21 protein-coding genes and 3 pseudogenes are annotated in these 16,628 nt (G+C 42.9%); 18 read left to right on the top strand and 6 right to left on the bottom strand.

The features are described 5' to 3' along the window. The first annotated feature begins 235 nt into the window (after nucleotides 1-235). The 16 genes and pseudogenes from NFS31_RS24610 (at nucleotide 236) to NFS31_RS24540 (ending at nucleotide 9,783) form a co-directional block, all read left to right on the top strand. A complete protein-coding gene (locus tag NFS31_RS24610; protein ID WP_251501126.1) occupies nucleotides 236-415 on the top strand; it encodes a hypothetical protein in 180 nt (59 codons plus the stop codon). 1 nt (nucleotide 416) lies between these two features. Continuing rightward, nucleotides 417-1,001, top strand: a complete 585-nt coding sequence (locus NFS31_RS24605) for a GNAT family acetyltransferase (RefSeq protein WP_251501122.1) — start codon at nucleotides 417-419, stop codon at nucleotides 999-1,001. A 336-nt stretch (nucleotides 1,002-1,337) separates the two neighbouring features. Then, on the top strand, nucleotides 1,338-2,111 hold the full coding sequence (locus NFS31_RS24600; RefSeq protein ID WP_251501119.1) for a type IV toxin-antitoxin system AbiEi family antitoxin domain-containing protein: 774 nt from the start codon (nucleotides 1,338-1,340) through the stop codon (nucleotides 2,109-2,111). Beyond that, complete coding sequence (locus tag NFS31_RS24595) at nucleotides 2,101-2,424, top strand: nucleotidyl transferase AbiEii/AbiGii toxin family protein (RefSeq protein ID WP_251501118.1); 324 nt, start codon at nucleotides 2,101-2,103, stop codon at nucleotides 2,422-2,424. The genes NFS31_RS24600 and NFS31_RS24595 overlap by 11 nt, the downstream gene beginning before the upstream one ends. Next, entirely contained in the window at nucleotides 2,381-2,830 is a 450-nt protein-coding gene (locus tag NFS31_RS24590; protein WP_251501116.1) for a nucleotidyl transferase AbiEii/AbiGii toxin family protein, read from the top strand. The genes NFS31_RS24595 and NFS31_RS24590 overlap by 44 nt, the downstream gene beginning before the upstream one ends. A 153-nt stretch (nucleotides 2,831-2,983) precedes the next feature. Then, nucleotides 2,984-3,070, top strand: a pseudogene (locus NFS31_RS24585) (transposase); the annotation flags it as partial. A 12-nt stretch (nucleotides 3,071-3,082) separates the two neighbouring features. After that, nucleotides 3,083-3,349 (top strand): annotated as a pseudogene (locus NFS31_RS26965) (hypothetical protein); the annotation flags it as partial. A 192-nt stretch (nucleotides 3,350-3,541) separates the two neighbouring features. Further along, nucleotides 3,542-4,144, top strand: a complete 603-nt coding sequence (locus tag NFS31_RS26960) for a helix-hairpin-helix domain-containing protein (protein WP_331482861.1) — start codon at nucleotides 3,542-3,544, stop codon at nucleotides 4,142-4,144. Nucleotides 4,145-4,221: 77 nt separating this feature from the next. After that, nucleotides 4,222-4,428, top strand: coding sequence for a hypothetical protein (locus NFS31_RS24575; protein WP_251501114.1), 207 nt, complete (start codon nucleotides 4,222-4,224; stop codon nucleotides 4,426-4,428). Between the two features lie 190 nt (nucleotides 4,429-4,618). Continuing rightward, complete coding sequence (locus NFS31_RS24570; RefSeq protein WP_251501112.1) at nucleotides 4,619-5,509, top strand: LysR family transcriptional regulator; 891 nt, start codon at nucleotides 4,619-4,621, stop codon at nucleotides 5,507-5,509. A gap of 338 nt (nucleotides 5,510-5,847) precedes the next feature. Next, nucleotides 5,848-7,017, top strand: a complete 1,170-nt coding sequence (locus tag NFS31_RS24565; RefSeq protein ID WP_251501109.1) for an iron-containing alcohol dehydrogenase — start codon at nucleotides 5,848-5,850, stop codon at nucleotides 7,015-7,017. 189 nt (nucleotides 7,018-7,206) lie between these two features. Next, the gene (locus NFS31_RS24560; protein WP_251501106.1) at nucleotides 7,207-7,839 is read left to right on the top strand and encodes a flavodoxin family protein; all 633 of its coding nucleotides are present in this window, start codon (nucleotides 7,207-7,209) and stop codon (nucleotides 7,837-7,839) included. Nucleotides 7,840-7,856: 17 nt separating this feature from the next. Continuing rightward, nucleotides 7,857-8,123 (top strand): SDR family NAD(P)-dependent oxidoreductase, encoded by a 267-nt coding sequence (locus NFS31_RS24555; RefSeq protein WP_251501103.1) that lies wholly within the window; start codon nucleotides 7,857-7,859, stop codon nucleotides 8,121-8,123. Next, nucleotides 8,063-8,993, top strand: a pseudogene (locus NFS31_RS24550) (aldo/keto reductase). Before NFS31_RS24555 ends, NFS31_RS24550 begins: the two are co-directional and overlap by 61 nt. An 83-nt stretch (nucleotides 8,994-9,076) precedes the next feature. Continuing rightward, the gene (locus tag NFS31_RS24545) at nucleotides 9,077-9,253 is read left to right on the top strand and encodes a hypothetical protein (RefSeq protein ID WP_331482860.1); all 177 of its coding nucleotides are present in this window, start codon (nucleotides 9,077-9,079) and stop codon (nucleotides 9,251-9,253) included. 176 nt (nucleotides 9,254-9,429) lie between these two features. Next, entirely contained in the window at nucleotides 9,430-9,783 is a 354-nt protein-coding gene (locus NFS31_RS24540) for a TnpV protein (RefSeq protein ID WP_251501100.1), read from the top strand. Between the two features lie 318 nt (nucleotides 9,784-10,101). On the opposite strand, the gene NFS31_RS24535 is transcribed toward NFS31_RS24540, so the two are convergent. From NFS31_RS24535 to NFS31_RS24525, 3 genes are all read right to left on the bottom strand, one after another. Then, on the bottom strand, nucleotides 10,102-10,419 hold the full coding sequence (locus NFS31_RS24535) for a hypothetical protein (protein WP_331482858.1): 318 nt from the start codon (nucleotides 10,417-10,419) through the stop codon (nucleotides 10,102-10,104). Continuing rightward, nucleotides 10,412-11,326: a hypothetical protein gene (locus tag NFS31_RS24530; protein ID WP_251501097.1), complete on the bottom strand. Its 915-nt coding sequence runs from the start codon at nucleotides 11,324-11,326 to the stop codon at nucleotides 10,412-10,414. Before NFS31_RS24530 ends, NFS31_RS24535 begins: the two co-directional genes overlap by 8 nt. A 116-nt stretch (nucleotides 11,327-11,442) precedes the next feature. After that, nucleotides 11,443-12,075 (bottom strand): sigma-70 RNA polymerase sigma factor region 4 domain-containing protein, encoded by a 633-nt coding sequence (locus NFS31_RS24525; protein WP_251501094.1) that lies wholly within the window; start codon nucleotides 12,073-12,075, stop codon nucleotides 11,443-11,445. A 256-nt stretch (nucleotides 12,076-12,331) separates the two neighbouring features. Here NFS31_RS24525 and NFS31_RS24520 point away from each other — a divergent pair, with 256 nt between their 5' ends. Next, on the top strand, nucleotides 12,332-12,571 hold the full coding sequence (locus NFS31_RS24520; protein ID WP_251501090.1) for a hypothetical protein: 240 nt from the start codon (nucleotides 12,332-12,334) through the stop codon (nucleotides 12,569-12,571). A 128-nt stretch (nucleotides 12,572-12,699) separates the two neighbouring features. Here the strand turns inward: NFS31_RS24520 and NFS31_RS24515 are convergent, their stop codons facing one another. After that, the gene (locus NFS31_RS24515) at nucleotides 12,700-13,200 is read right to left on the bottom strand and encodes a DUF4368 domain-containing protein (protein ID WP_251501088.1); all 501 of its coding nucleotides are present in this window, start codon (nucleotides 13,198-13,200) and stop codon (nucleotides 12,700-12,702) included. A gap of 6 nt (nucleotides 13,201-13,206) precedes the next feature. Here NFS31_RS24515 and NFS31_RS24510 point away from each other — a divergent pair, with 6 nt between their 5' ends. Then, nucleotides 13,207-14,349, top strand: coding sequence for a hypothetical protein (locus NFS31_RS24510; RefSeq protein WP_251501086.1), 1,143 nt, complete (start codon nucleotides 13,207-13,209; stop codon nucleotides 14,347-14,349). A gap of 179 nt (nucleotides 14,350-14,528) precedes the next feature. On the opposite strand, the gene NFS31_RS24505 is transcribed toward NFS31_RS24510, so the two are convergent. After that, nucleotides 14,529-15,545 carry a sensor histidine kinase gene (locus NFS31_RS24505; RefSeq protein ID WP_331482857.1) on the bottom strand — a complete coding sequence of 339 codons (1,017 nt, stop codon included), beginning with the start codon at nucleotides 15,543-15,545 and terminating at the stop codon, nucleotides 14,529-14,531. 284 nt (nucleotides 15,546-15,829) lie between these two features. Further along, nucleotides 15,830-16,534: a LytR/AlgR family response regulator transcription factor gene (locus NFS31_RS24500; protein ID WP_251501130.1), complete on the bottom strand. Its 705-nt coding sequence runs from the start codon at nucleotides 16,532-16,534 to the stop codon at nucleotides 15,830-15,832. Nucleotides 16,535-16,628 lie beyond the last annotated feature (94 nt).

Here is a 16,628-nt window from a genome sequence, read left to right as displayed (position 1 = left end):
AAGCAAAAAAGCAAGGAAAGCCTTGCAAAATAAGAAAACTTTTTATTTAGTTTTATTTAGCAAGTGGCAAACTCGGGATGTGGGAAGTTTGAGTAAAATAGTAAATAATTGCAAAGTGACAGCAGATGATTCAGGATCTGAAAATTGCATAAACTGATTGAAAAAAGGATCCGGAGATGATAAGATAAGAATAAGAACAGGAAAACAAGTGTTTTGTTGAAGAGGAGGCGATAGAATGGCTACATCCAGTATACTGACCAATGTAAAGATTACTGATCCGAAAAAAATTGAATCCTTTATCAAGGCTCTTGATGCTTCGGCAGATGATCCCAAAAGAGAGCCATCCGCACCGGTGAGCCGCCAGATGACAAATATAGACGAGATACGGAGATTGATGTCCAAGAGGGTTCGATAAAATGAAGGAATATACAGTAGTCAATATATTGGATATGTTGGAAGCGATCGGAGAGGAGAACTTAAGTGCAATTCTCTCCGATTTTTCCTGTCCAATCAATAAAGAAATTGAAAATTTTGTATGGCATAATGCGATTGAATTTGCAAAAAAGAAAATGTCCATTACATATTTCCTTATGGATGCAGAAGGCGAGATTGCAGCAATCTTTACTTTAACTCATAAGGCAGTAGAAATTGGAAATGCAGATATTTCTTCTACGATGAGAAGAAAACTGTCCAGATATGCACAGTTGGATGGAAACACAAACTCCTACACAGTGTCCGCTTTTTTAATCGCGCAGTTTGGAAAGAATTATGGATTTAAAGGGAATATGGAATTGTCCGGAAATGCTTTGATGGACGATGCGTTTGAAATATTGGGGCGAGTTCAGAGAGACATAGGTGGGGGAATCGTGTATTTGGAATGCGAGGACCGACCGAAGCTTTTAGGATTTTACCAGAATGACAAAAATCGGTTTAAGATTTTTGGGGAGAGATACTCGGAGGTGGATCAGACGAGGTATATTCAGCTATTGAAAATATTTTAAAATAAGAATTTCGCGTGATTACGTGTGATTTATTCTGCGATCACTGGGAAGGAAAACTTCGCTTCCTTCTTCTCCATATAGAAGAGGGCTATGTAATATAGCCAAATTAAATTTAATAGGAAAGGTTGAAGGGCTTCAGAGAGATCTGAGGCTCTTTTTCTTTTATGGAGTTGGAGATTTGGATTGCAGAATATGCATATATCTGCGAAAAATAGTTTAAAAACAAACTGTTTTGATAAAATTTTAAACTTGACAGAAAGAAAAAATTATTATAGTATAAATTAAGAATGTAGCTAAACAGTTTAAAAACAAACTATTTTGAATGAAAAATAAACGATGAGTGGTATGAAATTATATTTTGAATTACTAAAATATCCAGTATTCACAATGGAACATGTAAATCAATATTATGATAACATTGAAAGTGCGCGTTCGGCGGTAAAACGTTTAATAAAGAGTGGTCTTGTGATAAAAATACGAAATAATCTTTACACATGTATTAGTGGAGAAACAGATGCTCCATTGGCGAACCGTTATCAAATTGCAGGAGCGATCACACCCACATCTTATCTTTCTCATCATTCGGCAATGGAATATTATGGAATTAGTGATCAGATTTTTTATGAGGTTTATGTATCTTCAAATACGGTGTTTCGAGATTTTGAATTTGACGGATACACATTTTGTTATGTATGTTCTAAATGTAATGAGGGAGTTGAAACAGTGAAGTACAGCGGGGGTGTGCGAATAACAGATAAGGAACGGACTGTGATTGACAGTATTAAGGATTTGGATAAAATAGCAGGATTAGAAGAAGTGACCGATAATATTCAGGCGGTATCTGTTCTTAGAGAAAAACGTATGCTTGCATATTTAGAATATTATGATAATCAGTTTTTATATCAAAAAGTAGGGTTTTTGTTGAAAAGTCAACAGGAACGCATTGGATTATCAAATGAGTTTTTTCAGATATGCCAAAATAGGATTGGGCGCAGTAAACGCTATTTGACGAAAGATTACAAGAAAGGAAAATATGATGCTATATGGCGTCTTGTAGTTCCGGAACAGATGTATTATTTGAAAAATGAAGGAGGCAGGCATGAACTATAATAAGGGACAACTTGGACAAATAGCAAAGCAATATGGATTTGTTCGGGATACATTTGAAAAAGTGCTGAGGCTGAAAGAAATATTGACCTATTTGAATACAGATGAATATCTGCATGAACATCTGGCTTTAAAAGGCGGAACAGCAATCAACATGACTATTTTCAATCTGCCAAGGCTGTCTGTTGATTTAGACCTGGATTTTACACCAAATCTGCCATTGGAAGATATGGAAAAAGCCAGAGAGAATTACAAAAATGCTGGAAAGATATATGACAGAGGAAGGATATTTTCTTTCAGAATCTTCCAGGTATAGTCATAGCCTGGATTCTATGCTGTTCCAATATCAAAATGCTGGTGGTAACAGGGATAATATAAAATTAGAGTTGAATTACTCCTTGCGCTCTCATATTTTTGCTCCAGTAGAGAGAAAGATTGTAACGGATATTTTTGAGGAAGATGTAATGGTACGGACCTTAGAACCTGTAGAGATCTTTGCCGCAAAAGCAAATGCGCTTATGAGCCGGGCAGCAGCCAGAGATTTGTATGACTTCAATAATATGATTTATTTTGACCTGCTTGATGAATCGGAATATGAATTGTTCCGTAAATGTATTATTTTTTATGCATCCATATCGGCAGATAAGATCAATAAGATTTTTAATACGTCTGCGATTGATGGACTAGTACATCGTTCACTAATTAACTGGACTTTATTATAGCCGAAAACACCTATAAGATATAGTGTTTTTATAGTCCGGTTATTTAAAAAATGCTGTAGTAGTAGGAAACGGTGAGGATATTCATAAAAAACCTCCTATGCTATAATGAAATTGGTGTCGCAAGCCAAATTTCAAGCATAGGAGGAGGTCCAAATGGACAATAAAAGTTTATCACACACCCGATGGAAATGCCAGTACCATATCGTATTTATTCCAAAATATCGTAAAAAAGTATTATATAACCTCTCGGATTTAATTCTGCTGATTGCCATGTACCGGCCAGGCCCTATGCAGTATCTGGAAGATATGACTGGTGTAAAGCAGGGAAAACGGTTTATCCATTATAAAATACCGCAGATGGAATCGATCTTAAAAAGTACTTATGGTTGTGTTGCTTTTCAGGAACAAGTGCAGGAGCTCTTCAAACAACCGGCAGATTATTCTTATGGTCAGGCGGATTTGGTACGCCGTGCTATGTCTAAGAAAAAGGAAGAAGATTTGGAAGAAGAAAGGCATTCCTTTATTTATGGTGACGATGAGAGAGCGGTTGCAGGATGTGTAAAAAATGGTATCAGTGAAGAGAATGCTAACACATTATTTAGCCAGTTAAAAGAGTTTGCAGGATATGCTTTTAATAAGTCACACGCTGCCTGTTACGCTATTGTATCTTATCAGACGGCATGGCTGAAATATCATTATACTCTGGAATATATGAAATCGGTACTTAATCATACTTCATTTGAAAAGATACCAGGTCTGGTGATGGATTTAAAGGATATGGGAATCAAATTCCACGTTCCGGATATTAACTGTTCTAAGCAAGAGTTTCGTATTCTGGACGGAGAACTATGGTTTGGACTTGGCAGTGTTAAGGGCATAGGAGAAGCCGCTGTGGGTGTGGTGGAAGAACGGAAAAAGAATGGGGTTTTTCAGTCCCTGTCGGATTTCGTTCTGCGTATTCAGCCATCAAAGAATATTCTGGAGGAATTTATCTGTTCCGGGGCTATGGATGGTTTTTGTGAAAACCGATGGGAAAGGCTCATGATTGAAAAGAGTGTGTTGGGAGTGTTCGCAAGCAGGCATCCGATTACGCTTTTCCCAAGTGTCAGAGAATGTGGGGCAGTAGAGATTGAAAGACTGCAAAAGTATCATGGGAATCAAAATGTCACGGTGATTGGAAATGCGTCAGATTTTAGGAAGTGCAGGCGGAAGCCGGATGGCGCTGAGATAGCTTTTTTTAAACTGTCTGATTTTACCGGAGAGATTGAAGTGTGCTGTTTTGCGGATGCGTATAAAAAACGAAAGAATTTCTGAAAGAAGATACTGCTATAAAAGTTATTGGTAAACTGATGAATGATAAAGGTAATGGTACAAGGAAGATTTCTGTTTGTATGGCAGAGCAGCTTAAGCCAAAAGATAAGGTGATAACAGTCTATGCCAAGTTGTATCTGTCTGGGATTGATGAGGAGTATAGGGATTTGTGGAATCTGTTAAAGCCATATGTTTCCAGGCAGAGGAGTCCCTTGAGACTGTATGATATCTTGATGGATGAGTTTCGAGATACGGATCTATTCATATCCAGCAATTCTGAAGGATAAACGGATTCGAAGATTACTTCAGGAATTTAGAAATAGTTTATCAAATTGTTAGACTTTTGTTAGAAGTATCTGATAAACTGTTTTTGTCCCTTTTACGGAAAGGAGTCTTGATATTTTTTTCATAGTTTCCTATAATTTAGACAGTGACATATACTGCTGAACGATCAAACAGTGAAGGAGTGCTTGCCTCATGTACAATCCACAGCTAGACACCTTTATCCATGTGGCGGATGCGGGCAGTTTTAACCGGGCTGCCGAGGAATCCTATATCACCCCTACCGCGGTGATCAAACAGATCAACCTGCTGGAAGCGTCTCTTGGCGTTAAATTATTTGAGAGGACTCACCGAGGTCTGATTTTGACAAAAGCGGGAAAATCTTTATATCAGGATACAAAATATATTATCCAGTACTGCCGGGACTCTGTTACAAGGGCCAAAAATGCCATGCAGGAGGATGCGAAGGTGATCCGGATCGGCAGTTCTCCCATGACGCCGGCCCAGCTTCTTATGCAGATGTGGCCAAAGATACAGGCCCATTGTCCGGACATGAAATTTCAGATCATTCCCTTTGAAAATACGCCGGAAAACGCCAGGGAGATCTTGGGGAACCTGGGAAAGAACATTGATGTGGTAGGCGGGATCTTTGACGAGACTATGCTGGATCTGAGGCGCTGCACGGGATTGGAACTGTCCCGCGAGCCCTTTTGCTGTGCGGTCTCCGTCCACCACAGGCTCGCCGCCAAGGACAGGCTTAAGCTGGAAGACCTGTATGGAGAGAACCTGATGCTCATGCGCCGGGAGTGGAGCCACTATGTAGACGAGCTTCGGGACGATATCTGGCAGAACCACAGTCAGATTCATATTGTGGACTTTGATTTTTACAGTATGGAGGCCTTTAACCGGTGTGAGAACAGTAATGATATTTTGCTTTCCATACCCGGATGGGCCAATGTACATCCGCTTTTGAAGGTAATCCCGGTGGAATGGGATCACAGTATTCCGTTTGGACTGCTCCATTCTCCCAAGCCTTCCGGAATCGTGAAACAATTTCTGGAGGCTGTGAAAGAGGCGGTACAGTGAAGGAAGGGGCAGGAAAACACGGAAGTCTTCATTTCCGGGTAGTACATGGGATAGCTGGATGAAATAAACAGAAGTTTAAGAAGGAACCAGATACCAAATGGTATTTTGGTTCTTTTTATGTACACGGGGGCGGAACGGAGTATGCCGCTGAAGCGGACCGCCCCCGGTACGGCGAGCAGGGGAAAAGCCTCCCCTGCCCGATTTTGTATTTTCTGAATCCGGCTGCAACCAAAGGGTATAAACTGATGAACAAAGAGAGACTTCCTCCTACGGTTCGCCTTATTTATAATTGACACATAGAGCAGTGGTGAACACAATAACAGGAGTGGTGATGAAGGATGAATAATTTTATCTTTGAAAACGGAACAAAGGTATTTTTTGGAAAAGGCTGTGTGAAAGAGTATCTGGCTTGTCTCACAAAAGGATATGGGGACACGGTCATGGTTGCCTGTGGGGACGATTCGGTTAAAAAGAGCAGGATTTATGATGAAGTGGTTTCTATTTTAAATAGGACAGGGAAACAGATCGCAGAGTTTCCGGGTATTACGGCCAACCCCACCTATGCCGAAGTCCTGGAAGGAGCGAAACTTGCCAGAAAACATCGGGCAGGTCTGCTTCTTGGTGTGGGAGGCGGTCCGGTGATGGACTGCTGCAAAGCTATTTCCATTGCTGCCCGGTATGAGGGGGACGCATGGGAGAACTTTTGGGCAAGGCCCGGTATCCTGGATTTTGAGCCTCTGCCGGTGGAGGTAATTGTCACGGAGGCGGGAACCGGAAGCGAGTGCAGCGGCAAAGCGGTGATTACCAACCAAACGCTTAGAGTGAAAACCGGGCGGGATTATCCCAAATGCAATCCGAAGTTTGCCTTAATGGACCCGTCTTATACGCTCAGCGTTTCTAAATCCCAGATGGTTTCCGGCGGCTTCGATACCCTTTCCCACATCATGGAGATTTATTTCAGCGGGCCGGATGAGGATAATGTTTCCGATGATATGGCTCAGGCCCTTATGGGGAATGTGATCCGCAATCTTCGGGCGGCTATAGAGAATCCGGAGAATTATACGGCAAGAAGCAATCTCATGTGGGCCGGGACAATGGTGGAAAACCGGATCATTAAACTGGGAAAGCGCACGGATTGCCAGTGCCGTCAGATGGCGCGTCAGATGGAGGCGTATACGGACTGCGGTCACGGTGGGGGACTGGCGGTGCTGCAGCCGGTTTACTATCGGCATATCTATAAGGACGGGCCGGGTAAATTTAAACGGTTCGCCGTGGAGGTATGGGGGATTTCGCCTGAGGGAAAGACCGATGAGGAGATCGCCTGTGCCGGGATTGATGCGCTGAAGGATTTTATCCGGGAGATAGGGCTGCCGGTTACATTGAGGGAACTGGGAGTGGATGAGAATACGGACTTAAAAGCGATTGCCGATTCCTGCGTCAGTGTTTCCGGGGGATACAGAAGGCTGGCACATGGGGAAATATTTGAAATATTCCGGGAATGTTTATAGGCCTGCGGAAATAAAGTTCCATTCACAGAAAGCAGCATCACTTCGCGGTGACAAAAGTCCGTTATAGCTTATACTAAAAGATATATACTGAATAACTTATTGTGACTTCTGCTGCCTGAGGATTTCCTTTATACTGAATACAGTTCTTAAAAATAAAAAACAAGAAACAAAAGGAGGAGGAATTTATTTATGAAAGCATTACTTGTAAACGGAAGCCCAAGGAGAAACGGATGTACTTACACGGCGCTGACGGAGCTGGCAAAGACTCTGGAGTCAGAAGGCATTGAGGCGGAGATCGTCCATGTGGGAAATAAAGATATCCGGGGCTGCATTGCCTGCCGGAAATGCCACAGCGAAGGGGAGCAGGGAGGCAAGTGCGTATTCAACGATATCGTCAACGATATTGCCCCCAAGCTGGCTGAGGCAGACGCCTTTGTCATCGGTTCCCCGGTTTACTTTGCTTCCCCGGCAGGCGGAGCCGTATCCTTTATGGACCGTCTGTTCTTCAGCACCCTGAATATTGACAAGACCATGAAAGTAGGAGCGGCCGTGGTATCCTGCCGCCGGGGCGGCAATACGGCTACCTTTGATATGCTGAATAAATACTTTACCATGTGCGGCATGCCGGTGGCAAGCAGCCAGTACTGGAATATGGTACATGGAGGAACCCCGGAGGAGGTTTTGAAGGACGAGGAAGGCATGCAGACTATGCGGACTCTGGGCCACAATATGGCATTTCTCATGAAGAGCATCCAGATGGGCAAGGAGAAACTGGGGATTCCCCAGAAGGAAAAGATCATCTTTACCAATTTCCATCACTAAATGGGAGAGAATAGGCAATGAAAACTTGGCTGATTACAGGCTGTTCCACCGGTCTTGGGAGAAGTCTTGCCAAAGCAGTGCTGCAAAAAGGCGACAATGTGCTGGTAACCGCCAGGGATACGAAAAAACTGGAAGAGTTTGAGAAGGATTTTCCCCGGACGGCTCTCATAGTCCGACTTGACGTCACAGACCTTCCTTCTGTCACGGAGGCGGTCCGGGCTGTATGGGATTCAGCCACGCTTCGGGGGATCCTACAGAAAAGAGCGTGGCGGTTAAGACTTTGAGAGAAGCTTTTGAGATCGGTTATGATTTTTTTGACACGGCGGAGGCTTATACCGGGGTCAGCCCGGACGGCACGGTTTCCTATAATGAGGAGCTTGTGGGGGAGGCCGTGAAAGGGAATCCGGGACAAAGTGGTCATCGCCACAAAGATGGGGATAAAGCACAACGCGGACCGATCCTTAAGATTGGACAGCAGCCCGGAAACCATAAGAACAAGCGTTGAGGAAAGCCTTAGGAAGCTGGGGACAGACTATATTGATTTGTACTATCAGCACAGGATTGATCCCAAGGTGGAGCCTGAAGTTGTGGCCGAGACTATGGGGCAGTTAATCAAAGAGGGCAAGATTCGTTATTGGGGCATTTCGGAAACCACGGAAGAATATCTGCGCCGGGCCCACGCCGTATGTCCCGTGACGACCATTGAAAACAGGTATTCTATGATGGCCAGGTGGCATGAGACTATTTTTCCGGTGTGCGGGGAACTGAATGTGGCCTATGTGGCCTTTTCTCCCATGGCAAACGGATTTCTTACAGGGAAATACACACCCTCCACAAAATTTGAGGGAAGCCAGGATTACCGGACAAATATGCCCCAGTATACCGAAGAGGGGTATGAAAAAGCGAAGGAGCTTTTGGATCTGCTGACGAAAATGGGAGAAGAAAAGAAGGCCGCCATGGGTCAGCTGTCTCTCGCGTGGGTGATCAATAAGAAGCCTTACATTATCCCGATTCCGGGTTCCCGCAAAATTGAGCGGCTGAAGGAAAACTTTGAGGCAGGCAATGTGGTTCTGACAAAAGAAGAGATTGCTATGATCGATTCCAGACTGGATACCATGGACTTTGACGTGTTCGGCGGCCACAGCGCAAGATAAAAGGAGTACTCCCGGAAACTCAGCCGCAAAGACAGGCGCGAGGGAGTTGCCGGGAGTGCCCAAAAGGATGAATGGGGGAACAGATGATGGAATACATAACTTTAAATAATGGTGTAAAAATGCCCATGGCAGGCATTGGTACCTTTCTTTTGTCTCCTGACGAGGCGGAGGCTTTCTGTTTAAGCGCCCTTGGATGCGGGTACCGTCTTATCGACACGGCCAACGCCTATGTCAATGATGTGATATGTTGTGAACTGTAGATGTAAACTTTTCCGTAAAATGCTGTATTTTATCGGAAATGCGCATCTGCTAAAATACAACATATGCGGCTGGCTCATTTGTGGTGAATGGAAACTTGCAGATGTTGTGGTAAAGGAAGAAGGTGATATTTTATTCGTATCTGTAAACAGTTTAGCACAAAGAAAGGCGGTTGTATATGGAAATCACATATCATCAGGAAGGCGCCTATCTGATTCCAGACCTCAAACTTTCGGACACAACGGAGTACCATATCGGGAAGTATGGACGGATGAGAAAGCGGTTTTTAGAAGAAAACCACAGGGGCATTTATTCGCATATGCTTTTGTCGGAAACTTTATGGAAGCACCTTGCGGAGATTGATGAAGAATCCAATGAGATGATGGACAGGCTTGTAAGGCAGATGGCTAAAAAAGAGGGAGTAACGGAACAGCTTAAATCCGATGACTGGCTCTGCTGGCTGCAAAAGATGAACAGCATCCAGAGCAGGGCGGAGGAAGTAGTGCTGCACGATCTGATATATTCCCTTTAGTGTTGCCTTGCTTTAAGTTTTGTAGCATGAGGCGCAGATGATGTCAAGACACCGGCTCCGCCTCGCCTGCGGCGGTCTTGACATCATCTGCGCCTCATGCTATGGAGTGGTTAAGGGGGAACAAAGTTCCCCCATTGCATTTAAAATGCCAATGGCGGTATTCTGAAAAAATCAAAATTGGGGATTGACAGGAATTGAAAAATGGCTTATTATTGACAATAAGAAATGGGTTTTCACCGTACATCTTGTTACGGCTTGCTCGTTTCTTTTTTTACTGCCAAAATATCATACAGATATTTCCTGCCATTTTCAGCATGGTTAATCAAAAGCCGGGTTAGATGATATCTGGATCAGCTCCGGTATCGCAGTAGCGGCATTTGCCTTTTCTTTTGCATTTGCACCCATAAGGCTTTTTCGGCTTTCTGATTCCGTATATTCTTCGGGAAGTTCATTTCCGATATAAATGCGTTCCGCATTTTCCTCAATCTCGTAATAGTCCCCGACATATCCTTCGAGATACTGCTTTACATCATCCCAGTCAATCTGACGTTTGCCCTTGAAACGGATATCATTAATCAAGACCAGCTTTTTACCGTCCGCATCGGTTATGATATTTACATTCCTGTTTTCAATCATCTCTTTTGTTTCCTTTCTTCTTTTCCCTTGATTTGTAGACATTAAACTGGTTCTTGCACTTCTGGCTGCAAAACTCATTTCCCTTTCTGCTTGCGACAAAGGCTTTTTTACAGTGTTTGCACATACGCATATCACTGTCCTTATCCGTGAGCATGAAAGAAAAACACATCTGCACCATGACGAGCAGGGAATGGAAATCCCATACGATAACGGGCGAATCCTTTTCAAGCGCGATCCGGTAAGTCGGGGATATGCCGCCGAAAGCGGAAATGCCCTGACGGTACAGGCTGCGTGTTTGTTCGTCAATCGTATCATAATCCATATAATAAAGGAAACTTGTCATAAAAGTAAACGCCCAGTCGGTAAATTCCTTTACAAGCCAGTCGTACCTTTCCGCATATTCCTTCTGCAATCCCATCGCCACAGCCTGTGGCGCATTCCCCGTAGCCATCGTGATCGCAATACCCTCACGGTCAGTCACAGACCATCCCGACTCTACGCCGTTCTTTTTTAAATCAGGCTTGTCAAAAGGATAAAAATAGGTGAGATAATCCTCTGTAGGGAGGGATTCTTCCTTTATAAAGTGATTTTTGGGAAGATATACCGATTCATAGGTTATGAAATCTGCTGTTGTCGGCAGGGCGGTCATAAAGCCGAGAAAACCATATTTTTTGATAAAGTCAAGCACAACTTCTCTCAATTCTTCTTCCGGTAGTTTGTGCATGGCGGCAAGCCCGACATTTATGGCATCAATGACGAGCTGTTCTGCTTGCTGCATGGGATGGTACATTTCCGGTCTGGCATCTTTGGAAACCGTTATGTAGAGGTTGTTGTCACTGTCTGTCTTATATTCATAGCTGCTGTACCGAATCCACGGCGCACTGGTATGTTCAAATAAATTTTTCATAAAAAATCTGCTCCAATCCAATCAATCCTGCCATATCATCTGATGTAATATTTTTTACATTATAAACAGTTACTCATTGTTGGTCAAGCTGTTTGTGGCTTTCAGCCAGAATACACTTATTTTCCCTTTTTCTTTCGCACTCCGTTTTCCAAGAAATATTTTTCGTCAATCGTTATCGGCAGACTATTTTCTTTCCTGCATGTGAGTATGCCGCCATAGAGCTTCCGTATCTTTTTCAGAGCAGTTTCCCGAATACCCCTGATATTCCGGTCAGTCTGTCCGATACTCTCCGCATATTCTGCTGTGGAATAATCACGCAGGAATAGATAATAGAGCATATTTTTGAGATGTGGTTTTAGTTCCTGCAATATCTCCGGTAAATCTATATCCGTGATAAGTTCGTGTAGTGTTTCCGGGCTGTCAAATATGAAATCAAGAAAATCGCCCGCAAGCATGAGCCTTCTTAGAATCATATCATAGGAAGGTCTGGTGGAAAGGTACCATTCATCTGCGCCCCATTCCAAAGGAACAGTGGATCGCCCTATTTCATGGCCTCTTTCTTTCCGTTCCCTGTTTGCGTCCAGTTTATCCCACCAGTACAGCACATTTTCAAAGTCGGCTTCTGTCCTTGCGCTTTCCTCAATACGCTGGATCGCAAGGGCGCGGGCTTCACGGTGGAGCATATCCCCATCCGCTTCCGTTATGAAATTCTGCTCCCTGAATGCTGGGATTTCAGCGTATTTTGGCATTTATGGTCAGTCCTTTGCAAAAAAATAAAATTTTGTAGCTGTTTTTTCAAAAACACTTCCGTTTTTATAGCCGTTTTTCTCCTATTAGTGAAAGAGTAATTCTTTTTGACTGGAAATCAGTTACACGAAAGGAGGGGCAGGCTATGAGGTACGGATAAAATGGGAATCCGGTTACTAAGTACGGAAGTCGGAGACTTAACGGTTCCCCGAACAATTATAAGGGAAATGCGTATGAAGCGCAAGAAAGGATTGCATAATGGAGGCAGTAAAATTGAATAATGATATGGCAAAAACCAGTCCTTCTGCGGCTGGCTTTTTTTACCGCAGGATAGGCGGGACGCTTTTCAAGGTCAGGGTATATACAGGTTCAGGGTATGCCGACACGCCCGATGAAAAAATATCCCGTTTAATCTGCAACGAAATGATGACAGGAGGAGGAAACTGTGGTATGATGGATTCACCACAGATGAGCCAGCCGGAAAGGAGTTCAACATGAACAACAGAACGGCTGGGGACAACAGAATAACAGCTCTTTATGAGCGACTCTCAAGGGATGATGAGAAGTCAAATAGACGTAAAGCCAAGTTATTTTTTTCGGCATCCATAGGGGATGCCGTTTTTGCTTTATTGGATAGCCCCGACAAATTTGTAGTAGATGGTAATACGCTTTTCCTTACCCTTGCGGCAGCGTCCCATACCTGGCGTTTCGTAAATCGTAATCCGGTCAATCAGCTCGTGAAGCATGAAGCGGTCGAGTTTTTCAAAGCTGGTGTATTTTCGGATAAGGGCTGCGAAGCGGTCAATATCGGCTTTGGTATCCCGAACTTTTTCCAGCGCCTTTTCCATCTCTGCAATGTTCGCTTTCAGCGTTGCCCGTTCCGTATCGTAATCTGCGATAAACATGGTAAAGATGTGGTCGGGCAGCTTGCCGCTCATATTGTCCTCGTAGGTGCGTTTCAGCTTCACATCCAGGTCAGCCAGCCGCTTCTTTGCCGATGCAAGGTCGCGCTTCATCGTTGCGGTCTGTTTCTGCTGATCGGCGCATTTCAGTTCCATGAGCCGCTGTGCGGCTTTCTCCGCATCCTTGCTGAACAATTTCGCGTTACGGCGGATGTCCTCAAGCACTGCCTGATGAAAGGTGTCACGGTCGATATAGTGGATGGAGCAGTAAAAGTATTTTGTACGGATCTGATCAATCAGATGGTAATTGATGATAAAGACAGGTTCAGCATATTTGACAAAAACGGTCCGTATCTTGCAACTAAGAAAGTCGGCAAAAATAATCCGAAGGCGGAGGAAATCAAGGAAGACAATGAAATCCGCATGGAATGGAACAGAACTGTTGACCGTGCGCTTGTAAGCGGTGTACCTGATACGGAGATTTTGGAACTAAAAAAGACGGAAATCACAGACAGGGTAAAGGAATCCGTGGAGCAGAACGGACAAAAGCCGGAGCTGTTTGGAGAGATTGTCAGGGCGGCGATTCTGTTATTAGAACTTCTGATTGCGAAAGCTATGCAGAAGGTAATGGATATAGCGGAGAAAGTTATCAGAAACGCTGTTGACGGCATAAAAGAAACATCAAGAGAAACGGAAAACTGTATCCATGCAGGAGATACTCTGGCAGTCCAGTCGGAAAGGAAGAAGATACCATTTCCCATAAATCCGCATCGGAAACCGGATATGCAAAAAAATACAGAATATCCAGCGGTTGTGTCCACAGGGAAAGAAAGTATTATTAAGAAGATAAAGACTGAGCAGAATCCTGTTCCGACTGAAACCGAACAGATAGCGGAAAGGCCGCCATATCCAAGACCTTCCGTGCTTGCAAGTAAATATCCCAGCCTGCAAGAGATCGAGGGCAGGCTGAAAGAACAGAACAAGGCAATCTTCGGACGTGAGAAAAAGGGGGATGAACTAAAAAAGGAATTGTCAGGATGCACGGGCATTTTCAAAGGCGGCAGGCGTAAGGAGTTACAGCAGGAGATGGACCATCTTGACAATCAGATTTCCAATATGAAAAAAAGGCTTTCTTTTATTGTGAAAGAATATCATTTTGATTCTGTTCAGGCATTTTATAAGGAACTTAATGCGGCAAAGAAAGAGAATCAGGATTATGAGACAGCTTGCGCAGAGTATGAAAAAATTTACGGAGAAAAAGTAGTGGATGCAAGGAGCGTCAGGAACAGGCTCAGGCAAAAAGAGCAGATAGTAAAAGAAAAAGAGACGAGCAGGGCGCATCAGTCAAGACAGAAAGATAAGGGGGCAAGGTAGTAAAGGAAGATTATGGAAAAGTAAAAATGTATGTCAAATTATAAAATTAAAGCAATATGGGGAAAAGGTAGTTATAGATGAAAAAGGAATACAGTGAAACCAAAAGATATATTATAAGGCACAAGGGTTTGGGGCATAAACTGTTATAATAGTGAACTGCGTTAGTAGTTCGCAGTTCACTATTGCTTTAAGGTAATAACGGTATGAAAAGTAAGCGCATCATCATTATAATACATCTGTAAATTGCCATGATATTGGTCTACCACTTTACGAATGCTTTTTAATCCAAACCCATGTCCGTTTTTATTGTCGTTTAGCTGCCTGTCCTTACAGAGAAAAGGATTTTTTCGGCAGGAATTGATAACTGTTATCACGAAAAACGGTGTTTTTTCATGTTTGCTTGTATTGATCTCGATAAAAGAGCCGGGGATATTACTTGCTGCCGCTATAGCATTATCCAGCAAATTGCAAAACAGAGAGGTAAGGTCGTTGTCTGCAATAAAATCCGTTGTCCCGCTGCGTATGTCAGCATGAAAAGTTATGTGGCTGTCAGTGCATTGCTGCATATAGCGGCATAGAATGGAATTCAGCATTTCATGGTCGCATAGTCTGGAAAATTCCTTCAGGTCTGGGGAGAGTACCAATTGCCGGATATAGGCGCTTATTTTAGCATACTCTTTTTGTTCATTCAGCATATCAATGGACTGCAGGTGCTTTTTTATGTCATGGATTAAAATACGCTGGTTTTCATTCTGTACATTCAGCATCTTATAATATCTAGCCAAATCTGACTCTTTTTGGAGCAATAACTGTATTTCTGTAAATTCCATGTTTTTTTTCTGATGATACTGGTTGATTTCAAACATGAGCAGATTTGCTGCCAGCAAAAAAACAGCGCCCACGGCAACCATCCAGTCAAGTGACGCCGGGAAGGAAACGGATTCGCCAATACTTATGAAAGTAAACATAATAAAGATTGAGGTCAGGGGAATGAAAACAAGAAGAAAAACCGACTTGTCATACTGCCCTGTATCCTTCTTCGGGTTTCTCATTAGGTGCATCAGTATATAAGCAACAGCAAAGAATATGAGTTTGCTAAAGACCGAAAAAAATAAAAGATGATAAAATTCCCTGCCATTATCAAGGAAATGAGGGGCAAACCGTTTGGTAATTCCATAAACAACTAATTCACTCATTGTCATAACAGCCGTCAGTATGGAAGAATGAAATACTGCCGTGTACCAATTCAGATAACACTGGGTCATTAAAAAAATGAGGTTCAGAAAAAAATATAAAATGATATTGAGCCATATAGATTCAAACAGTGACACGCAAAACAGGATAAAATATAAGCTGCATAGTACAGCCAGTTTTCTTTGAGGGGTGCGCTTGGCAGGAAATAAATCGGAGGAATACTGCCAGAGTATAATTGCTTCTACAAGAAAACTGAAAAAATAACAGATTGTATTTATCATTTGCTTTACCTCGTACTTTCTAAATAAAGGAGATAGGCTTCTTTAAATGAACTGTATTTCCTTTTTGTCAGATAAGCAGATTGATTATCAGCCATATGGACAAGATTACGGTCAAAATCTGTAACATGCTCAAAATTGATAATGAAACTGCGGTGTGTCTGGAAGAAACGGTTTTTAGGGAGAAGTTCCAGCCAGTACTGCATATTGTGGGTGGATTCAAAATCACACAGAGTGGTATGTACCGTTACCTTTCTGCCCTGTGCCTCTACTGCTATGACGGAGGATGCAGGCAGTGTATGCACGCCCTGTTTTGTTTCAACCGGGATTTTTACTGTCATGGTGTTATACAGGTCAACCGCATCTTTCATATTACGGAAAAACCGCTGCTTATCCAGAGGCTTTGAAAAATATCGGAATACATGGAATCGCATTGCCTCATCAAGATATTCGGAATAAGAAGTCACAATAAAAATAATAATATTTTCATTCTTCTTTTTTAATTCCTTTCCCACATAGATGCCATTCATTCCGGGCATTTCTACGTCAAGAAACAGAATGTCTTTTTCGCCTTTATCTGCCAGCAGGGATTCCCCGTCAGAAAAGCAAATTAATTCCGGGCATTTCACACCAATGTTTTCAAAAAAAATTTTTATATATTTCTGAAGCTGTTCAATTATCAGCGCATCATCGTCGCAGATGAGTATTCGCATATTCATACCTCTTTTCACCTGGATTCTCGGAGTTAACATGACGAGGTTGGTACCTTCACTCCGAGAGCCTCATATATTTTTGCCTGCTTATTGA

The organism is Otoolea muris (assembly GCF_943193115.1).
GTDB classification, from domain to species: domain Bacteria; phylum Bacillota; class Clostridia; order Lachnospirales; family Lachnospiraceae; genus Otoolea; species Otoolea muris.
Note: the sequence above shows the minus strand (reverse complement) of the source record. Positions and strands in the feature narration are given on the sequence as shown.